This window comes from Psychrobacter sp. (genome assembly GCF_018260395.1).
Lineage (GTDB): Bacteria > Pseudomonadota > Gammaproteobacteria > Pseudomonadales > Moraxellaceae > Psychrobacter.
Genome location: NZ_JAGLBC010000024.1, coordinates 5,349 through 23,776 on the forward strand (window position 1 = coordinate 5,349; position 18,428 = coordinate 23,776).

General features: G+C 42.3%; 18 protein-coding genes. 16 read left to right on the forward strand and 2 right to left on the reverse strand.

Translation table 11 applies throughout. The annotated features are described in order from the left end of the window. Both QZ265_RS03455 and hisA read right to left on the reverse strand, forming a co-directional pair. Nucleotides 1-1,567: mechanosensitive ion channel domain-containing protein (locus QZ265_RS03455; protein ID WP_296403438.1), on the reverse strand; the 1,567-nt coding region annotated here is incomplete at its 3' end. Nucleotides 1,568-1,642: 75 nt separating this feature from the next. Continuing rightward, nucleotides 1,643-2,431 carry a 1-(5-phosphoribosyl)-5-[(5-phosphoribosylamino)methylideneamino]imidazole-4-carboxamide isomerase gene (gene hisA / locus QZ265_RS03460; protein ID WP_296403439.1) on the reverse strand — a complete coding sequence of 263 codons (789 nt, stop codon included), beginning with the start codon at nt 2,429-2,431 and terminating at the stop codon, nt 1,643-1,645. 386 nt (nt 2,432-2,817) lie between these two features. On the opposite strand from hisA, the gene QZ265_RS03465 reads away from it, so the two are divergent. The 16 genes from QZ265_RS03465 to QZ265_RS03540 all read left to right on the forward strand — a co-directional run bounded on the left by QZ265_RS03465 (nt 2,818) and on the right by QZ265_RS03540 (nt 18,357). After that, entirely contained in the window at nt 2,818-4,182 is a 1,365-nt protein-coding gene (locus tag QZ265_RS03465; protein ID WP_296403441.1) for a Na(+)-translocating NADH-quinone reductase subunit A, read from the forward strand. Nucleotides 4,183-4,187: 5 nt separating this feature from the next. Then, the gene (locus QZ265_RS03470; protein ID WP_296403443.1) at nt 4,188-5,420 is read left to right on the forward strand and encodes an NADH:ubiquinone reductase (Na(+)-transporting) subunit B; all 1,233 of its coding nucleotides are present in this window, start codon (nt 4,188-4,190) and stop codon (nt 5,418-5,420) included. After that, nucleotides 5,404-6,270 carry a Na(+)-translocating NADH-quinone reductase subunit C gene (locus QZ265_RS03475; RefSeq protein ID WP_296403445.1) on the forward strand — a complete coding sequence of 289 codons (867 nt, stop codon included), beginning with the start codon at nt 5,404-5,406 and terminating at the stop codon, nt 6,268-6,270. The genes QZ265_RS03470 and QZ265_RS03475 overlap by 17 nt, the downstream gene beginning before the upstream one ends. 1 nt (nt 6,271) lies before the next feature. Next, nucleotides 6,272-6,946, forward strand: a complete 675-nt coding sequence (locus QZ265_RS03480; protein ID WP_296403447.1) for an NADH:ubiquinone reductase (Na(+)-transporting) subunit D — start codon at nt 6,272-6,274, stop codon at nt 6,944-6,946. Beyond that, the gene (gene nqrE / locus QZ265_RS03485; protein ID WP_296403449.1) at nt 6,946-7,554 is read left to right on the forward strand and encodes an NADH:ubiquinone reductase (Na(+)-transporting) subunit E; all 609 of its coding nucleotides are present in this window, start codon (nt 6,946-6,948) and stop codon (nt 7,552-7,554) included. The genes QZ265_RS03480 and nqrE overlap by 1 nt, the downstream gene beginning before the upstream one ends. Before the next feature lie 64 nt (nt 7,555-7,618). Next, a complete protein-coding gene (gene nqrF / locus QZ265_RS03490; protein ID WP_296403451.1) occupies nt 7,619-8,857 on the forward strand; it encodes an NADH:ubiquinone reductase (Na(+)-transporting) subunit F in 1,239 nt (412 codons plus the stop codon). A gap of 274 nt (nt 8,858-9,131) precedes the next feature. Continuing rightward, entirely contained in the window at nt 9,132-9,959 is an 828-nt protein-coding gene (locus QZ265_RS03495; RefSeq protein WP_296403453.1) for an SDR family NAD(P)-dependent oxidoreductase, read from the forward strand. Between the two features lie 107 nt (nt 9,960-10,066). After that, nucleotides 10,067-11,242, forward strand: coding sequence for an FAD:protein FMN transferase (locus tag QZ265_RS03500; protein ID WP_296403455.1), 1,176 nt, complete (start codon nt 10,067-10,069; stop codon nt 11,240-11,242). A gap of 181 nt (nt 11,243-11,423) precedes the next feature. Further along, nucleotides 11,424-11,672, forward strand: a complete 249-nt coding sequence (gene nqrM / locus QZ265_RS03505) for a (Na+)-NQR maturation NqrM (RefSeq protein WP_296403456.1) — start codon at nt 11,424-11,426, stop codon at nt 11,670-11,672. A 208-nt stretch (nt 11,673-11,880) separates the two neighbouring features. Further along, nucleotides 11,881-13,140 (forward strand): MFS transporter, encoded by a 1,260-nt coding sequence (locus QZ265_RS03510; RefSeq protein WP_296403458.1) that lies wholly within the window; start codon nt 11,881-11,883, stop codon nt 13,138-13,140. A gap of 104 nt (nt 13,141-13,244) precedes the next feature. Continuing rightward, nucleotides 13,245-14,552: a valine--pyruvate transaminase gene (locus QZ265_RS03515; RefSeq protein WP_296403460.1), complete on the forward strand. Its 1,308-nt coding sequence runs from the start codon at nt 13,245-13,247 to the stop codon at nt 14,550-14,552. Nucleotides 14,553-14,752: 200 nt separating this feature from the next. Continuing rightward, complete coding sequence (locus tag QZ265_RS03520; RefSeq protein ID WP_296403461.1) at nt 14,753-15,415, forward strand: DUF2268 domain-containing putative Zn-dependent protease; 663 nt, start codon at nt 14,753-14,755, stop codon at nt 15,413-15,415. Nucleotides 15,416-15,636: 221 nt separating this feature from the next. After that, nucleotides 15,637-16,479 (forward strand): arylesterase, encoded by an 843-nt coding sequence (locus tag QZ265_RS03525; RefSeq protein WP_296403463.1) that lies wholly within the window; start codon nt 15,637-15,639, stop codon nt 16,477-16,479. A 50-nt stretch (nt 16,480-16,529) separates the two neighbouring features. Next, nucleotides 16,530-17,210, forward strand: coding sequence for an HdeD family acid-resistance protein (locus tag QZ265_RS03530; RefSeq protein ID WP_296403465.1), 681 nt, complete (start codon nt 16,530-16,532; stop codon nt 17,208-17,210). Between the two features lie 7 nt (nt 17,211-17,217). Next, a complete protein-coding gene (locus tag QZ265_RS03535) occupies nt 17,218-17,904 on the forward strand; it encodes an ABC transporter ATP-binding protein (protein WP_296403468.1) in 687 nt (228 codons plus the stop codon). A gap of 33 nt (nt 17,905-17,937) precedes the next feature. Next, on the forward strand, nt 17,938-18,357 hold the full coding sequence (locus QZ265_RS03540; protein WP_296403467.1) for a DUF1622 domain-containing protein: 420 nt from the start codon (nt 17,938-17,940) through the stop codon (nt 18,355-18,357). Nucleotides 18,358-18,428 lie beyond the last annotated feature (71 nt).

Here is an 18,428-nt window from a genome sequence, read left to right on the forward strand (position 1 = left end):
GCTTGGCACGCTGTTTTTCCGCACTGGCAGGCTTTTTGGTGGTTTTGGCGGTGGTGTTGTCCGTGTCAGCCTCGTCACTTGGAATAACATTGACCCCAACAGTAGACTTTGATGCACCGATATCTGTTAACTGAGCATTCGCCTTTTTTATTGCCTCCTCAACGCCGCCATCAAATCGTAACTTGTAAATAGGTTCGGGTAAACTAAAACCTGTGTCCTCCAAGGCGTGCTTGGCTTCGCGAATGGCAATACTACGTGCCTTGAATAAATCCGTGTCAGTTTGATTTACCCATACTTGAAACTCTAATACAATATTCGAGTCACCCACATTATCAATAATCGCCACCGCTTTAGGGTCTTTGAGAATGAAATCCAGTTTATTAATGGCATCCAATCCGACCTTGATGGCGGCAATGGGATCGTCATTGGCATCAACGCCAAGCTTAAAGTCAAAGCGGCGATCTGGATTTTTGGTAAAATTTAAAATAGTCGCTTTGAAAACCTCGGAGTTTGGAATACGTAACTGATTGCCGTCTTGGGTCATCAAAATAGTAGCACGACTGGTGAGCCTGACCACAATACCGCTTTTATCATTGATTTGCACAAAGTCCCGCGCTTGAAAAGGCTGACGGACACTAAGCATCAGCGAGGCGATATAGTTCTCAATCGTATCTTTTACTGCAAAACCAACCGCAATACCGACCACGCCGGCACCGCCTAGTAAGGTGCCGATAATAGCCTCAGCCCCCAAAAGACTTAGCGCCACAATTAAGCCAAGGATAACAAACACTACCTTTATTGTTTGAGACATAAGCTCTGCAACAAAAGGGTTTGGGGTGATGCGTAACCACAGTTTATCCCGTCTTGAAAGCCAAGACCCGAACCACACCACGCCTGCAAACACCACTATCGCTACCAACAATAAAGGCAAGGCTTTAATAAAGGCCTGTGTTTGTTGCTTAAGACTGGTAAGAAGAGGAGTAACATTGTCTTGCACATCCAAAGTTCGACTGATTCGGTCTTCAACCGCAACCACATCACTCACTCGGTTGGCAAGATTAATAGCTTGCTGTGCTTTTTTTTCGTTCGGCGCCTCGCCTGTCAAGCTGACCACACCCTGATTGACACTGACAATAACTGACTTTAGACCCTCAATCTCTGAGTAAATACCGCTGATGCGCTTTTTGATATCCGCATCATTGACCTGATTGGCACTGGTCTCGATAACGGTGTCTTTTTCGGTAATATTGCCTGCTGCCGGAGCACTATTTGTTGTTGCTTGATTGGTTGTTGCTTGATTAGATTGAGAATCTGCTAGGGTGTTTGCAGTTGCGCCTTCTGCTTCTGTTGCGGAATTAGTAGGATTAGAGTCTTTGGGCGCCGTGGTGGCCAATTTATCAGTAGCGACCGATTGCCCATTAATAATAGACTCGCCAGCAGCCACCATCTCCTGCGTTAGTGCTTGAGCAGGCAGACTACTTCCTAACATCACGCACCACACCAATAGGACTTGCTTAAGCCAAGCGCTTTTGCGGCGATGATGCTGTTGGTTCATTGAGTCTGCCATGATCAATCCTATTGGTTGGTTAGTTAGTTAGTTAGTTAGTTAATAACTTGATAACTTAATCAGCTATCCATATGATTACTTATCTAAATAAGCCTGCGCTTCTCTCAAGTCTAAAGTCCCCTCATAGATAGCACGACCAGTAATGATACCCTCTAAGCAGTCGCCATAAGGTTTTAGCAGTTCAATGTCTTTCATATCAGTCACGCCGCCTGAAGCAATCACAGGTAAGCCACCTTCACGCGCCAAATTTACCGTTTGTTCTACATTAACCCCTTGCATCATGCCATCACGTGCTATATCCGTGTACACAATCGAAGACACGCCAGCATCGGCAAAACGCTTGGCTAAATCAATAGCCTTAACATCGGTTACATTGGCCCAACCATGCGTCGCCACCATACCGTCTTTGGCATCAATACCAACGATGATATGACCGGCAAACTCTCGGCAAGCCTCTTCAACAAATTTTGGATTTTCCACGGCTTTGGTACCAATAATGATATAGGTCAGACCTGCTGCTAAGTAATGCTCAATGGTCTGTAAGCTACGCACACCGCCACCCAATTGTACAGGCAAATTAGGGTGAGCTTTTGCAATTTCGGTCACTACATTTTTATGCACCGGCACGCCATCGAAGGCGCCATTTAGGTCCACCAAATGCAAACGGCGAGCGCCCTCATCTACCCAACGTGTGGCCACTGCCACCGGATCATCAGAAAATACAGTGTTATCTTCCATACGACCTTGTTTTAGACGAACGCATTTACCATCCTTTAAATCAATCGCTGGGATAAGCAAAGGCGCAACATTTTTAGTTATATTATCTAAAGAATTACTCAAGGCAGAATTTGATGAAGTTAGCATATAAAAGACCTTAATTAGAGATAGTGTTTAATAAAAATAAAGTTTAAAAAAATAAAGCTTGACTTACACTTATATAATAAAGTAGGTAAAATTCAGAAACATACTGGCAATTTTAGGGTAATTTAACGTATAATCCTAGGATATATTGTATATGTATTTTGGTAGCCAGTCGCCACTGTCTTCTATGTTAAGAGATTAGCACAGGTCTCCCTACTCGTTCTCAACTAAGCAAAATACTACGAGTTTATAGTCTTAGCTGCATTTTAGCTGTACTGCTGCTATACCCTCTTATCTCATCAAGATTCTCTCGGTCTTCGTACCGTTCGTGGCTTGTTCACTACCGACAGGACGTCTGGCATTTCTTCGCTTATGGAATAAGTTCGCTTATGATTACCATCAAAAAGGGGCTTGATTTGCCGATTGCTGGCTCGCCTAGCAATGAAATCACCCAGCATTCTCCAAAGCACGTTGCACTTGTGGGCTACGACTATGTCGGTATGAAGCCCACCATGAACGTTAAACAAGGTGATATAGTCACTAAAGGCCAACCGGTTTTTGAAGACAAAAAACGTGTCGGGGTGATTTATACTGCACCTGCCTCGGGCAAAGTTGTTGCCATCAATCGTGGTGAACGCCGCGTATTTGAGAGTATGGTTATTAAGATTGATCCCCATGCCGGCTCTGATGCTAATGAGGTTACCTTCGAGCAATATGCCTCTATGGAATTAGCTGGGCTTGATTCTGAAGCGGTTGAATCGCAATTAATAAAATCTGGCGAATGGACAGCGTTTCGAACCCGTCCCTACAGTCGTAGTCCAGAAATTGGCACACGTCCCCAAGCCATTTTCGTCACAGCTATGGATACCAATCCATTGGCTTATGACCCTATGTTGCTAATTGAACAAGAGCAACAGGCCTTTGATGACGGATTAGCAGTACTGTCGACTTTAACGCCAAAAACTTATATTTGTCATCATGGCAACGCAAGACTAACTAAAGTGACTAACACGGCCTCAGGCAATAGTACTGAGTATCATGCATTTACAGGAAAGCACCCTGCAGGAAATGCCGGCACACACATTCATTTTTTACATCCGGTCAGCCGTGAAGTCACCGTTTGGACGATTGGTTTCCAAGACGTGATCGCTATAGGTAAGCTATTTACCACAGGTCGTCTATACACTCGCCGCTTAATTAGCTTAGCGGGCCCTGCCGTGACCAAACCACATTTGGTAGTCACTGAGCGCGGTGCGGACTTAACTGAACTGACTCAAGGTCAATTGACTGGCAAAGACAATCGTGTGATTACTGGTTCGGTATTATCGGGCCGCAAAACCATTGGCTCGACTGCCTATCTAGGCCGCTTTCATAATCAAGTCAGTGTCCTTGCCGAAGGTTATGATCGTCCAGCATTTCATTTCTTTAGTCCTGGTTTTAATCGTTTCTCAAAACTGCCTATTTATATTTCGCAGTTTTTTAAGAATAAAAAATACGACTTTACCACGACCACAAATGGCTCTCCTCGTGCCATGGTGCCTATTGGTGTCTTCGAGGAAGTGATGCCACAAGACTATTTACCGACACAGTTACTACGAGCTCTCATTGTTGAAGATATTATCTCAGCAGTAGATCTTGGTGCCTTAGAGCTTGATGAAGAAGATTTGGCGCTTTGTACTTTTGTATCACCGGGTAAATACGAATTTGGCGACATCTTGCGTGATAACTTAACTCGCATCGAGCTGGAGGGCTAACGCTGATGAAATTTTTACATAATATGTTTGACCGCTTAGCGCCTAATTTTTCGAAAGGTGGCAAACTTGAAAAATACTACGCTGTGTTCGAAATGTTCGATACTTTCTTACGTCAGCCAAGCAGTACGACCCATTCTGCGGCACACGTCCGTGATGGTATTGACTTAAAACGCATCATGATTATGGTTTGGTTGTGTACTTTTCCAGCCATGTTTTGGGGCATATACAACGTGGGCCATCAAGCGTTAATGGCCATTAGTCAACTGGGTTTACAGCCTGATGGTTGGCGCACAACCATTACCAACATGGTAGGCTATGACCCCAATAGCATTTGGGCAGCCTTTTTTTATGGTGCCATGCAGTTTTTACCTATTTACCTTGTGACTTTCGTAGTAGGTATTGTTTGGGAAATTATCTTTGCTGTAGTACGTGGTCATGAAATTAACGAAGGTTTTTTTGTCACCTCTGTGCTATTTGCGCTGTGTCTGCCACCAGATATTCCTTTATGGCAGGTTGCATTAGGCATCAGTTTCGGTGTTGTGGTCGCCAAAGAAGTGTTCGGCGGTACTGGCAAAAACTTTTTAAACCCTGCCCTATCTGGCCGAGCGTTTTTATATTTTGCTTACCCTGCTTACATGTCAGGTGATACCGTATGGACTGCTGTCGACGGCTTTTCTGGGGCCACACCTCTAGGTTTGGCAGCGGTTGGGGTGACACCCGACAAATTTGTGGATGCTTACGGTTCAGCCGTTACTTGGATGGATGCTTTCTTAGGCAATATGCAAGGCAGTATTGGAGAGGTGTCTACCCTAGCTATTTTGTTAGGTATGATTGTATTGATTTGGACCCGTATCGCTTCATGGCGTATTATCGCTGGCTGTGTTATCGGCTTAATTGCCACCTCATTGGTATTTAACGCTTTAGGTTCTGCTGATAGCGTTATGATGCATCTACCTTGGTATTGGCATTTGGTACTGGGCGGCTTCGCATTTGGCGCTGTTTTTATGGCAACCGACCCGGTATCAGCTGCTCACACTAATAAGGGCCGCTGGGCATATGGTATCTTAATTGGCTTTATGACAGTGGTTATTCGCGCTGTTAACCCCGCTTTCCCTGAAGGCATTATGCTAGCTATCTTATTTGCTAACTTGTTTGCGCCTTTATTTGACTACTTTGTCACTCAAGCAAACATCAAACGTCAAACGGCTCGGAGGATGCGTCATGTCCCAGCAGACTAAGAAAAGCTCAAACTCAAATATGACCACCATTATGGTGGCTCTAGTGTTATGTTTGGTGTGTTCTGTAATGGTATCCGCTGTAGCAGTAGGCTTAAAGTCCGCTCAGAACAAAAACAAGCTGCTAGATCTGAACAAAAATATTTTAGTGGCCGCAGGGTTATTTGATCCTGATAAAGATACCAATGCTGATGTTGAAAAACGCTTTGCAGAATTTGACGTTAAGTTGATTGACTTGCAAAGTGGCGAATACGTAACAGATGAGCAGCTAGCAGCCGCTGATATTAGTGATGTTAATACTTACGATGCCGATCAGGCCTCAAAGAATAAAGCATTAAGCAGAGACTTAGGCGATGATGATCCTGCTCGTATCGGCGCCACCCCTAAATTTGCTAAAGTTTATATAAAAAGCGATGCGGCTGGCAAACCTGAATTGGTCGTTTTACCTATTCATGGTTATGGCTTATGGGGAACAATTTATGGTTTCTTAACCTTAGAGGGTGACTTAAATACTATCAAAGGTATTAGTTGGTACGCCCACAAAGAAACCCCAGGTCTTGGCGCCCGTATCGAAGAAAAAAAATGGCGTGATCAATGGCAAGGTGTGCCTGCCTATGATAAGCAAGGTGATGTGTTTGTTGGCGTCGGTAAAGGTAAGCCTATTGATGGTATTAGTGGCGCTACCATAACCAGTCGCGGCGTAAATAACCTTGTACAGTTTTGGTTGGGCGACCGAGGTTATAAACCATTTTTAGAACATCTTCGTGAAGGTAGCTCTAACACTAAAGCGACTGCCAGCACTAAACAAGATTTAGCTGCCCCAACAGTATCCACTGTGGGCGAGGAGGCATAATATGGCAACAGTGACTAAAAAAATCTTAACCACACCTATATTTGACAACAACCCTATTGCCTTGCAAATCTTAGGTATTTGTTCGGCATTGGCTGTAACGACCAGCGTTAAAAACGCTATGGTTATGTGCATCGCATTGACATTGGTGACGGCGTTTTCAAGCTTTTTTATCTCATTCATCCGCAATCGCATTCCCTCAAGCATCCGTATTATTGTACAGATGACAATTATCGCATCACTGGTCATTGTAGTGGATCAGATTCTAAAAGCAGTGGCTTATGATGTGAGTAAGTCACTATCGGTGTTTATTGGTTTGATTATCACCAACTGTATCGTTATGGGCCGTGCCGAAGCATTTGCCATGAGCAATCCACCCGTACCTAGCTTTTTAGATGGTATCGGTAACGGGCTTGGCTATTCTGCAGTGCTACTATTTGTAGCCGTTATTCGTGAATTGTTAGGCAGTGGCAGTGTCTTAGGCATTACCTTACTCAATACTGTAAACGATGGTGGATGGTATGTGCCAAATGGCTTATTGCTGCTACCACCTTCTGCTTTCTTTATTATTGCCTTATTTATAACAGTAATACGTATATGGAAGCCTGAGCAAGTTGAAGAAGCTGAATTTGTTATTAAACCTCAGTCGAAAAATATGGCGCACGGGGGAGGTCACTAATGGGACATTATGTCAGTCTATTTATCACGTCTGTTTTTATTGAAAATATGGCGCTAGCCTACTTCTTAGGCATGTGTACCTTCTTGGCAGTATCAAAAAAAGTATCAACCGCCATTGGTCTTGGGGTAGCAGTTATCGTGGTTATGAGTATCACCGTGCCGCTAAACAACCTATTATTTCAATTTATCCTAAAAGATGGCGCATTGGCTTGGGCCGGTTTCCCAGATATTGATTTGAGCTTTTTAGGCCTGCTAAGTTACATCGCTTTGATTGCAGCAACAGTTCAGATTCTTGAGATGTTCTTGGATAAGTTTGTGCCCTCATTATATAACGCACTTGGGGTATTCTTACCGCTAATCACCGTTAACTGTGCCATCATGGGTGGCGTATTATTTATGGTTGAGCGTGACTATAACTTCACTGAATCCCTAACTTATGGTGTTGGTGCTGGTTTTGGTTGGGCACTAGCGATTGCTTTATTAGCGGGTATCCGTGAAAAGCTCAAATACTCAGATGTGCCTGCGCCATTACGCGGTTTAGGTATTACTTTTATTACCGTCGGATTGATGTCGCTTGGATTTATGTCATTTGGTGGTATGTCAATTTAACCGACTTACCTTATCCAAGTAGTAAATAACTTGCGAATTTAATATAAAAAAAAGGACAAAAACCATGGAGTTATTTGGTACCGCCATTGGCGGCGTCGCCATGTTTACCCTGATTATCATGAGTCTGGTAGCCATTATTTTGACTGCCCGCTCAAGATTGGTCAGTTCAGGGGATGTCACTATTCATATTAATGACAATCCTGACAATGACGTAGTGACCCCAGCCGGTGGTAAACTATTACAAACTCTAGCAAGTGAAGGTATCTTCTTATCTTCAGCTTGCGGTGGCGGCGGAACGTGTGCCCAGTGTCGCTGTAGAGTTATTGAAGGTGGTGGCTCAATTCTACCTACAGAAGAAGGTCACTTCACTCAAGGCGAAATACGCGATAACTTGCGTTTAGCATGCCAGGTTGCGGTAAAGCAAGACATGCAAATTGAGATTGACCCTGAATTCTTTGATGTACAAAAGTGGGAATGTGAGGTTGTCTCAAATGACAACGTGGCCACCTTTATTAAAGAGTTGGTATTAAAAATTCCAGATGGTGAAGAAGTTAACTTCCGTGCCGGTGGTTATGTGCAGTTGGAAGCACCACCACATGAAGTGCATTATAAAGACTTCGATATCGCAGAAGAATATCGTGGTGACTGGGATCATTTCGGTCTATTTAAATACGTCTCTAAAGTAGATGAAGAGGTGATTCGTGCCTATTCAATGGCCAACTACCCTGACGAAAAAGGTATCATCAAATTTAATATCCGTATTGCCAGTCCCCCACCTCGTGGTCCTGAAGGCATTCCACCAGGCAAGATGTCATCCTATGTGTTTAGCTTAAAGCCTGGCGATAAAATAACAGTATCAGGACCTTATGGCGAATTCTTTGCCAAAGAGACTGAGGCTGAGATGATATTTATTGGTGGTGGTGCAGGTATGGCACCAATGCGCTCGCACATTTTTGATCAGTTAAAGCGCCTTCGTTCAAACCGTAAAATCAGCTTTTGGTACGGTGCTCGTTCAATACGTGAAATGTTTTATGTTGAAGATTATGACATGCTACAACAACAGTTTGATAACTTTGAATGGCACGTGGCGTTATCTGATCCGCTTCCTGAAGACAACTGGGAGGGGTATACTGGATTCATTCACAACGTATTGTATGAAGAGTACTTAAAAGACCATCCTAACCCAGAGGATTGTGAGTACTATATGTGTGGGCCACCGGTGATGAACGCCGCCGTTATCAACATGCTTCATAATCTAGGCGTTGAAGATGAGAATATTTTACTTGATGACTTTGGTGGCTAGTTAAGGTGGCTAGTTAATGACTTCAGTAGCTAGTTAATGACTTCAGTAGCTAGTTAATGACTTCAGTATCTAGTTGAAGATAAGTAGACACTCAAAAAATAGTAGCTGTTAAATAGTTCTCATTAAACAGTTACTGTTAAATAGTAACCGTTAAATTGCAGACTGACTGTTTACATTAAGAGCCTCAATTCAAACTGAGGCTTTTTTTCTGAGTTGAATTTTTAACTGGTATAATCTTTTAATGGCTTAACTACTTCGATAAGAAAGGATGCTTATGAAACCCAAGATAAGAAAGGATGCTAATAAACCTAACTTTAAACAATTGACCATTTGGATTACTGGCGCCTCAAGTGGGCTTGGTGAGGCATTAGCACTTGAGTGTGCCCGCAGCGGAGCTGCAGTGATATTAAGTGGCCGCAATACTAAAAAATTAGAAGCGGTTAAAGATAAATGTAAACAGTCCAATAAACATTTGATAGTGCCATTTAATATATTGGATGAGGTGCAGACTAATAACGCGTATGCCACGGTTATCCAACAAGCAGGCCGAATAGATTGGCTTATTAATAACGCCGGTGTCAGTCAGCGTTCACTGATAATGGAAACCACAGAGGAAGTAGAGCGTCAATTAATGGAAATCGATTATTTTGCGCAAACCCGACTGACCCGCTTGGTGCTACCCGATATGATTGCAAACGGCGGCGGCAAAGTGGTTATGGTCTCAAGCGTGGCTGGCCTCCTTGGTACGCAGTATCGCGGCGCGTATGGGGCAGCTAAATCAGCAATTCACATGTGGGCCAACAGTTTACGGGCTGAACTTAGTGATCACAACATCAATGTGGCCACCGTCTTCCCAGGCTTTATTCAAACCAATGTCTCAATCAACGCCCTTACTGCAGATGGTAGCGTCCAAGGTACTATGGACGAGGCTACTGGAAATGGACTTACAGCAAAAGCTTTTGCCAAACAAACCATACAAGCGCTTAGAAGTAATGAGGAATATATCATTGTAGCTGGTCAGAAAGAAAAAATAGCTACCCTAATAAATCGTCTCTCTCCGACTAAGCTGTATAAACTTATTCGCCGGTCAAAAGTAACCTAGCAATGCTGGGACAAAGCCTGTTAATAGCGTTAAAATACGCCCACCTATACTGATATAAAACCCCGCTTTGTATCAGTCTTTCTTTTTTATTTTAGAAAAATTCGCTTATGAAGCCTTTATACTCCTCACTATTACCATGCTCTGGGTTATCCTATAATTGGTCTACCTCAAAAGTACTCATCGGCTCGATTGTGCTGTCCGGCTCTGTGATAATGAGTGGCTGCGACCAACCCCCTACCTACGATTATATCCAAGGGGAAACCATGGGCACCAGCTATCACATTAGTTTCCAAAATCCTAAAGGCGTTGAACAGCAGGAAATACAGCAGGCTATCGATAAGCGCCTGCAACAGATTAATCTGAGCATGTCGACTTATATCAAAGACTCAACCATCTCTAAATTCAACCGTTTGGGCGCAGGAGAGTCAATAAGCGTCGATCCAGATTTCATCAAAGTAATGAGCGACTCTAAACAAGTGTATGCGCAATCAGGCGGTGCATTTGACCCTACTGTGATGCCGCTGATTAATCTATGGGGCTTTGGCACAGTGATGACTGCAGAGAGATTACAAAACCCGCCAAATGATTCTGAAATTGCGAAAGCGAAAGCATTACTTGACTTCAAAGGCGTCAAGCTAGATGGCGATAAGCTGATCAAAGACAAGCCAGATGTGGCACTCGACTTCTCAGCTATCGCCAAAGGCTATGGCGTCGATGTGATTGCTGAGGTACTGCATAAAGACTATAAGATTAATAATTATATGGTTGAGATTGGGGGTGAAGTCTCAACTTCAGGGATTAATCAAAAGGGACAGTCATGGCAAATCGCCATTGATGCGCCGATCATTGACAGCACAGTAAGCGAGCGTTATACCCTAGCAGCCATTCGTCAACCCACCTCCACCAATAATATGCACTTAGCCACCTCTGGTAACTATCGTAATTCGATAGTGTTCAATGGTCGCCGCTACAGCCATACTATTGATCCAACAACTGGTCAACCGATTGCGGGCGGTGCGCCCTCTGTCTCTGTTATAGCCGATACCGTTTCGTTAGCAGATGCTTGGGCCACTGCCTTGACCGCTATGCCTTATGAGAAGGCATTGGCCACTGCTACTGGGCATCATTTAGCGGTGCTTTTTGTTATTCCTAAAGATGGTAAAATCCACGATGAAGTGCCATCCCTTGAAGAGATTAAAAAGAACAAAGCCGATCCACTGGCTTATTGGGAAGTGGTTGAAACTCCGGCTATGAAATCCTTAAGAGGGGGTAATTTAAAATAACCAACTACTACAATTATTAGGCTCATTTCAATGACATTCGGTTACAGCTTAGGTAGCACCATCAAACCGTGTATTCGTTCGAGTATGATACAATAAGCTTAATCATGTATTACTAATACGGCTTGATATAAGACTTTGATAGATCAAATACTCAAGCTATTAAACGCTAAGTGAGGTTATTATGCTCGCTCAACTTCTCCCTATGCTAATCATTACATTTGGCGTATTCGTGCTATTTTTTCTGATGATGGGTATCGGTTATATGGTAAAAAAAGAACCGCTTCGTGGTTCTTGTGGTCGTGTAGCAAATCTCATGGGAGATGAAACCTGTCAGTTCTGCGGCGATGATCCTAACAAGTGCGATAAGATTAGCGATGACGCCAAGCAGGATAGCAAAAAAGCTGATCAACTGGGTAAATCTGCCATTTAATCACCTATAAACTCAACCTTTTAATATGTGCAAAAAAATGCGCCATAAATTTTGATCCAACGTATAGCTGCTTAGCCTTATAAGGATTAGGGGCTACGTATGGGATACCTTAAGCCCTAAACTCTCTGTTATAGTTAAACCATCCTTAAGCGATGGTTTTTTTATAAGATTGAACTTCCACCCTTCTGTTCCTAGTAAGTGTTTAGATATGTCTAATTTTGTGTCTACCTCTGCTGTTAAATCTAGCCCTAGCTCCACGAGTAAGGCACCCCGTTCCGTATTTTGGTTGGTGGTTATCGCCATTATGTTAATGGCCAGTAACATGCGTTCACCTATTGTGGCGTTAGGTTCTATTGCTCCAATAGTACAAGATGCCCTTAACCTTAGTGCTACGCATATTGGATGGCTCGGTGCCATTCCTATGCTAATGTTTGCATTTGGGGCCCTTATTTCTCCTGCAATTGGTAAGCGTTTAGGTTTAGAAAACACCTTGATTATAGTCATTATTGTGCTTACCATTGGCATTATAATGCGTTCTACTTGGCTTGATTGGCACGGGTTTTTGTTAGGTACTGTTTTGTTGTCATTGGCTATTGGTTTTGCCAATACTTTGATTGCTCCCATAATCAAGCAGCATACGCCTAATAATATTGCTCTAGTCACCAGTATATTTAGTTTAACTATGTCCATGATGGCTGGGATTGTATCAGGAGTGGTTTATCCCCTGTCGGAACAAATTGGTTGGCAGTGGGCACTTGGCGGTTGGGCTATACTTGGAATCGGGGCTCTTATTGCGTGGATTATACTAAGATTAAAACTAGGCGCTTCGCACCAAAAGCCAACGGTAGTGCTAACCGATGAGGAGGCTATGCAAGAAGCAACTTCGGTATGGAAGTCGCCACTGGCTTGGCAGCTAGCAGCCTTTATGGGTTTACAATCATTATTATTTTACACTATTGCCGCTTTTTTGCCTTCGATTTGGATTAGCAAAGGTTTATCTGAAATTGAAGCCGGCACTATGGGCTCAATCTTCCAGTTTATGGCGCCTATTGCCATTATTAGTATGACCTGGTTAATTCGTAACCGTGGCATAAAGCTTCAAACCGTATCATTGGTAGCCTCATTGCTAAATGTCATCGGCTTAATGGGTATCGCTTATCTACCTTCGTTGATGCCAGTGGTTTGGACCGCTATTATGGGATTGGGCTGCGCTGCCATATTTACCTTATGTATCATGTTATTTTCTTTACGCACTTACACCCCAAATCAGTCGAGTAAATTGTCTGGGATGGCACAAACTGTGGCATATTTGGTAGCTTTTGTAGGGCCTTTTGGGGCAGGTTGGCTATACGAGCGAACCAATACTTGGGATGGACCCTTATTATTTATTTTAATTTTAACCATATTTAATGTAATCATTGCTTGGCTGGCCAGTCGTCCTATAATGATTGACGGCAAGCCTGCTTAAGTACTAGTCTAATTTAAATCTAAGTTAATATCGAAATTCTACATACTCAAACTTATCTCTTAACTTTCTTTTTTGCAAAAAAAAACAACCCAAATGGTATCTTTATGAAGTTTTCAAAATACGGTCAACAATTCGTCAAAACCAGCGCAATCTCTCAATTAATGGATGACTTAGGCGACGCACTTCAAAGCCCAACACCTGTCAATATGCTAGGTGGTGGTAATCCTGCCCGCATTGCTAAAGTAAACGAAGCCTATTTTAATGTTTATAAATCGCTTGAAAACGGCGGTATCGAAGGTGGTGCTATTGAGTCGATTGGTAACTACTCAAACCCGCAAGGAGACGCAAAGTTTATTGAAGCCTTGGTCGCCTTCTTTAACCGTCACTACAATTGGAACCTTACCTCGGACAATATTGTATTAACCAACGGTTCACAAAATGCCTTCTTCTATTTATTCAACTTATTTGGCGGTAAGTTTGAAGATGAAAATGGCGAAGTTAATACCAAGTCTATTTTATTGCCCTTAGCACCTGAATATATCGGATATAGTGATGTTCAAATTGATGGCAAACACTTCATCTCTATTGAGCCCGACATCGAAGAAGTTACTCATGATGGGGAGGAAGGCTTCTTTAAATACAAAGTAGATTTTGAGGCTTTAGAGAACCTACCAGCCCTAAAAAACGGAGAAATCGGTGCAATTTGTTGTTCTCGGCCTACCAACCCGACAGGCAATGTATTGACCGATGAAGAAATGGCGCATTTGGCTCAAATTGCCAAACAGTACGATGTACCCCTGATTATCGACAATGCTTACGGTGAACCATTCCCCAATATCATCTATCCAAACGTCTCCCTAAACTGGGATAGCAATACCATTTTGTGCTTTAGTTTGTCCAAAATTGGCTTACCTGGAGCACGTACGGGTATTGTTATAGCGCCCCCTGAAGTGGTAAAAACGGTGAGTGCAATGAATGCCGTGATCAACCTTGCACCAACTCGTTTTGGGGCGGCCATTACCACACCCTTACTCAATGATGACAGTCTAAAACAACTGTGTGACGATACTATCCAGCCCTTTTATGCAAATAAAGCCAAGCTTGCTATCCGTCACATCAAAGCTGAAATGGGCAACTATCCAGTTTTGGTACATAAACCTGAAGGGGCGATATTTTTATGGGTATGGTTCAAAGATTTGCCGATCAGCACCACTGAGCTGTACGAGCGCTTAAAACAAAAAGCGACTTTGATTGTGCCTAGCGAGCATTTCTATCCCGGTCTTGATACGGACAACTATCCGCATGCCCATCAATGTATTCGGATGAGTATTGCTGCTAGTGATGAAACCTTGGAGACCGGTATTAAAGTTATTGGTGAAGTGGTTCGTGAGCTTTATGACCAACAGCTATAGTGGGCACGATCGTCAGTAATTGGTTAAGGCCAAAAATTAGTTAAACACTAGTTATTCGTTAAAGGCAAAATTCATTAAAAGCAATCATTCATTAGAGATAGATATTGATTAAAGGCAATCATTCGTTAAAGGCAATCATTCGTTAAGGCTAGTAATCTCTCAATTATCTTATTTACTATTTATTTTTATAGGGTTACGTTATGTCCTTTAATGTACACATTTTAAATGCGTCAAAGGAATTAACTGTATTTGAAACTAGGATTATAAATTTAACATCGAATGCTGAAATAATTTTATCGAAGCATATGAATTTTGCCGGTTTTACAACTGATTTGGTGATTAAATCAGGTAAATATGTCGTGCCTGAAGTGGGTATTGGTGCATACTGCGTAAACCAATATGAGATACAAATGGCATTAGATATCACAAATGACTATTTATTAAAGTCGTTTGACGATAACTTTATCGCAACGTTAGCACATGAAACACATCATGCTTGTCGTGAATCTACAGTTGGTTATGGCAAAAGCTTATTTGATGCTATGATATTAGAAGGATTGGCTTGTCATTTTGAAGAAGAGATCGGCTATAAAAGACCCGTATATGTCGAACATTTGCAGCCAGATGTACGTCAATTCTATCTTAGTAAGGCTAAAATTGAATGGTCAAAAGACACTTTTGATTATAATGAGTGGTTTCTAGGCAATAAACAAAAAGATATGCCCAAATGGATAGGCTATGACGTCGGTTATCATTTAGTCGGCTTGTATCTGCAACAGACACATAAAAGTGCAGGCGAATGTTATGACCATCCAAGTGCCATCATCTTAGAGCTTTTGTCTGATAAAGGATATCTTAGCTAATAGGGTTCAAACTTAAATAATAGCTAAATAAACCATAAGTGCTTACAACTATGCCTTCCGATAAAATGAATTTGTTTCATGATTTATCTTAAATGTTTTTAAACTTCAGATTTTTATAAGTCCCATTTATAACAGTTGTATAACCAATCTCGGACAGTAATCCTGACACAAGCTTGCTACCATAAGCGTATTCGTTATAGCGTTATAGCAAGGTCATTTATATGTCTTACCTTTCCTCACTTCCACGTCTAAAGCTCAAATCATTAGCGCTGTCTTTGCTTATAGGCTTGGCTATGACAGGCTGTCAACCTACTTCAAAAGATAGTGGAGCAACCTCTACCGAGGCTAAATCAGCGCCGCTGTCAGATAGTTCGGGTCAAAATAACACTTCCTCAACGGCTGAGGCTACCAAGGTAGAATCCACACAGTCTGTAGCTCCTGCTAAAACCATTATAGAACAACCCATAACTATCCTAGCCCTAGGTGACTCATTGACCGAAGGCTTAGGCGTGGCTGAAAATGACGCTTATCCAGCCCAGCTTGAAGCCGCTTTGAAACAAGCTGGCTATGTCAATGCCAAAGTCATTAATTCTGGCTTAAGCGGTGAAACCAGTAGTGGTCTTGTCAATCGTTTGGATTGGGTATTAAAAACCAAACCTGATATAACTATTTTGACCACAGGCGCCAATGATGCCATGCGCGGCATTGATGTTACAACGATTGATAAAAACATTCGCACTGCCATTAAGCGTCTTCAAGATGGGGGTAGCGTTGTAGTATTAGGCGGTATGCAGGTTTATGACAACTTAGGCGACGACTATGTCAAATCTTTCTCAGCTATCTATCCAAAAATAGCCAAAGATACTGGAGTCACACTTATTCCTTTCTTCTTAGAAGGTGTGGGCGGTGACAGAAGTCTTAACCAAGCCGATGCCATTCACCCTACCAAAGAAGGCTATACTCGTATAGTTAATAACAATATTATACCTGTGCTAATGCCCACTATTGAGACGTTTGTTGCGCAACATCCCACCCCGTCAACTGGCAAAACCTCTACCAATTAATAATTTAGATAAATAACCATTAGACAACACTGAGATAAAACAGAGGTATTATGAGAAAAAGTATATTTAAGACTTTTACCAATACCATAAATCATTGGTATATCTTAGCCATTGTCGGCACTATCTTTATTGCATTGGGTATTTATACCCTTGTGTCACCAGTTGCCTCTTATTTAGCGTTGTCGATTTTATTTAGTCTATCGTTTTTGTTTGCAGGTGTTTCAGAGATTGGCTTTGCCTTGGTCAATAAAAACGAAATGGACAACTGGGGCTGGATGCTCGCCTTTGGTATTTTGACCACAGTAGTTGGTGGCTTATTATTGGACAATCCTGAAGTTTCGATGTTGACCTTAAGCTTCTATATCGGCTTCCTAATTTTATTCCGAGCGATTAGTGCCATTAGTTTCGCTTTGGACCTAAAAGATTATGGCATCAGTGATTGGGGAGCTTTATTGACTCTAGGCGTCTTGGGCGTCGTTTTTGCAATCTTAATGATCTGGAAACCATCCTTTGCCGGTTTCACCATTATTGTTTGGACAAGTCTAGCATTCATTACCACTGGTATCTTTAGTCTCTATCTGGCATTTAAAATGAAGAAACTTAACGAATTACTACAAAAGATGCCTGAAGATTTAAAAGTAAGATATAGACAATTACAGCAAGAAATTCATGAAGTTAATAAGCAATCTTTTCGACAAGGCGAAACCTATGACCATAAGCCAAAGTCTTAAACCACCAATGACGAGTGGCACTACAGATTCTGCACTTTTACGAGCCAATCGTTTAAGTAAAAGCGTAAGGATTGGCGATAGCAAGACCGAGATTATTAAAGGTATTGATATCGCTATCGATGCAGGTGAGTTTGCGGTAATCATGGGTAAATCTGGCTCCGGTAAATCTACGCTTCTAGGTCTATTAGCCGGACTAGACTATCCTGATAGCGGTGAAGTATGGTTAGATGGCCAAAACTTAACTAAGCTATCAGAAGATGAGTTGGCACAAAAACGCCAGCAAGACATGGGATTTGTATTTCAGTCATTCCATTTACTACCAACGCTAACGGTGGCTGAAAATATTGCCTTTCCGCTTGATATAGCACGTAAGCCTGATGCCAATCGGGTTGAGCAGTTACTTGAGGCAGTAGGCCTTACTCATCGCCGCGATAGCTTACCCCATCAACTGTCAGGAGGTGAGCAGCAACGTACTGCATTGGCTAGAGCCTTGGTTGCTCGCCCTAAGATTATCTTTGCCGATGAGCCAACCGGTAATCTTGATGAACAAAATGCACAGCAAGTTATGAACCTATTGCTTGAGCTACAGCGGCAGTCTGGCACAGCTTTGGTCGTGGTCACTCATGACCCTGCTTTAACAGAACATGCTGATCAGATCATTGTGATCCATGATGGCCAAATTGCAGCCAATTGAGATTAACAAAAAGGACTTACGAGGTAATTTTTGATGGAGTACTTAATTGAATCGATAGACTTTATTGCCAAAATTGTTGAGTTTGTTGGCGTAATGATTATGTTTTTGGGCTTATTAATGGCTTTTGTTAAGGCGGCCATGTCATCCACTAAATTTAGTCACGACACTTATTTGGGCATAAGGCAGGGTGTTGGTAAGTCTATATTATTGGGGTTAGAGGTACTTATTGCCGCTGATATCATGGCTACCGTAGTTACAGAACCTACTTTACGAAGCGTGGTAGTGCTTGGGGTAATTGTAATTATTAGAACCTTTTTAAGCCTATCGCTACAAGTTGAACTTGAGGGTCGTTTTCCTTGGCAAAAAGAAGACGTCTTGGACAAGTCGACGATGACTAATGATAATAAAACCATCTATGATAATAAAACCAATTACGATAATAAAACCAGTTAGACTGTGATTATCTGTGCTGTGATTATATCTTAATCACAATCCCCCTAAAACCTAGGGCATGTCCCTATTTG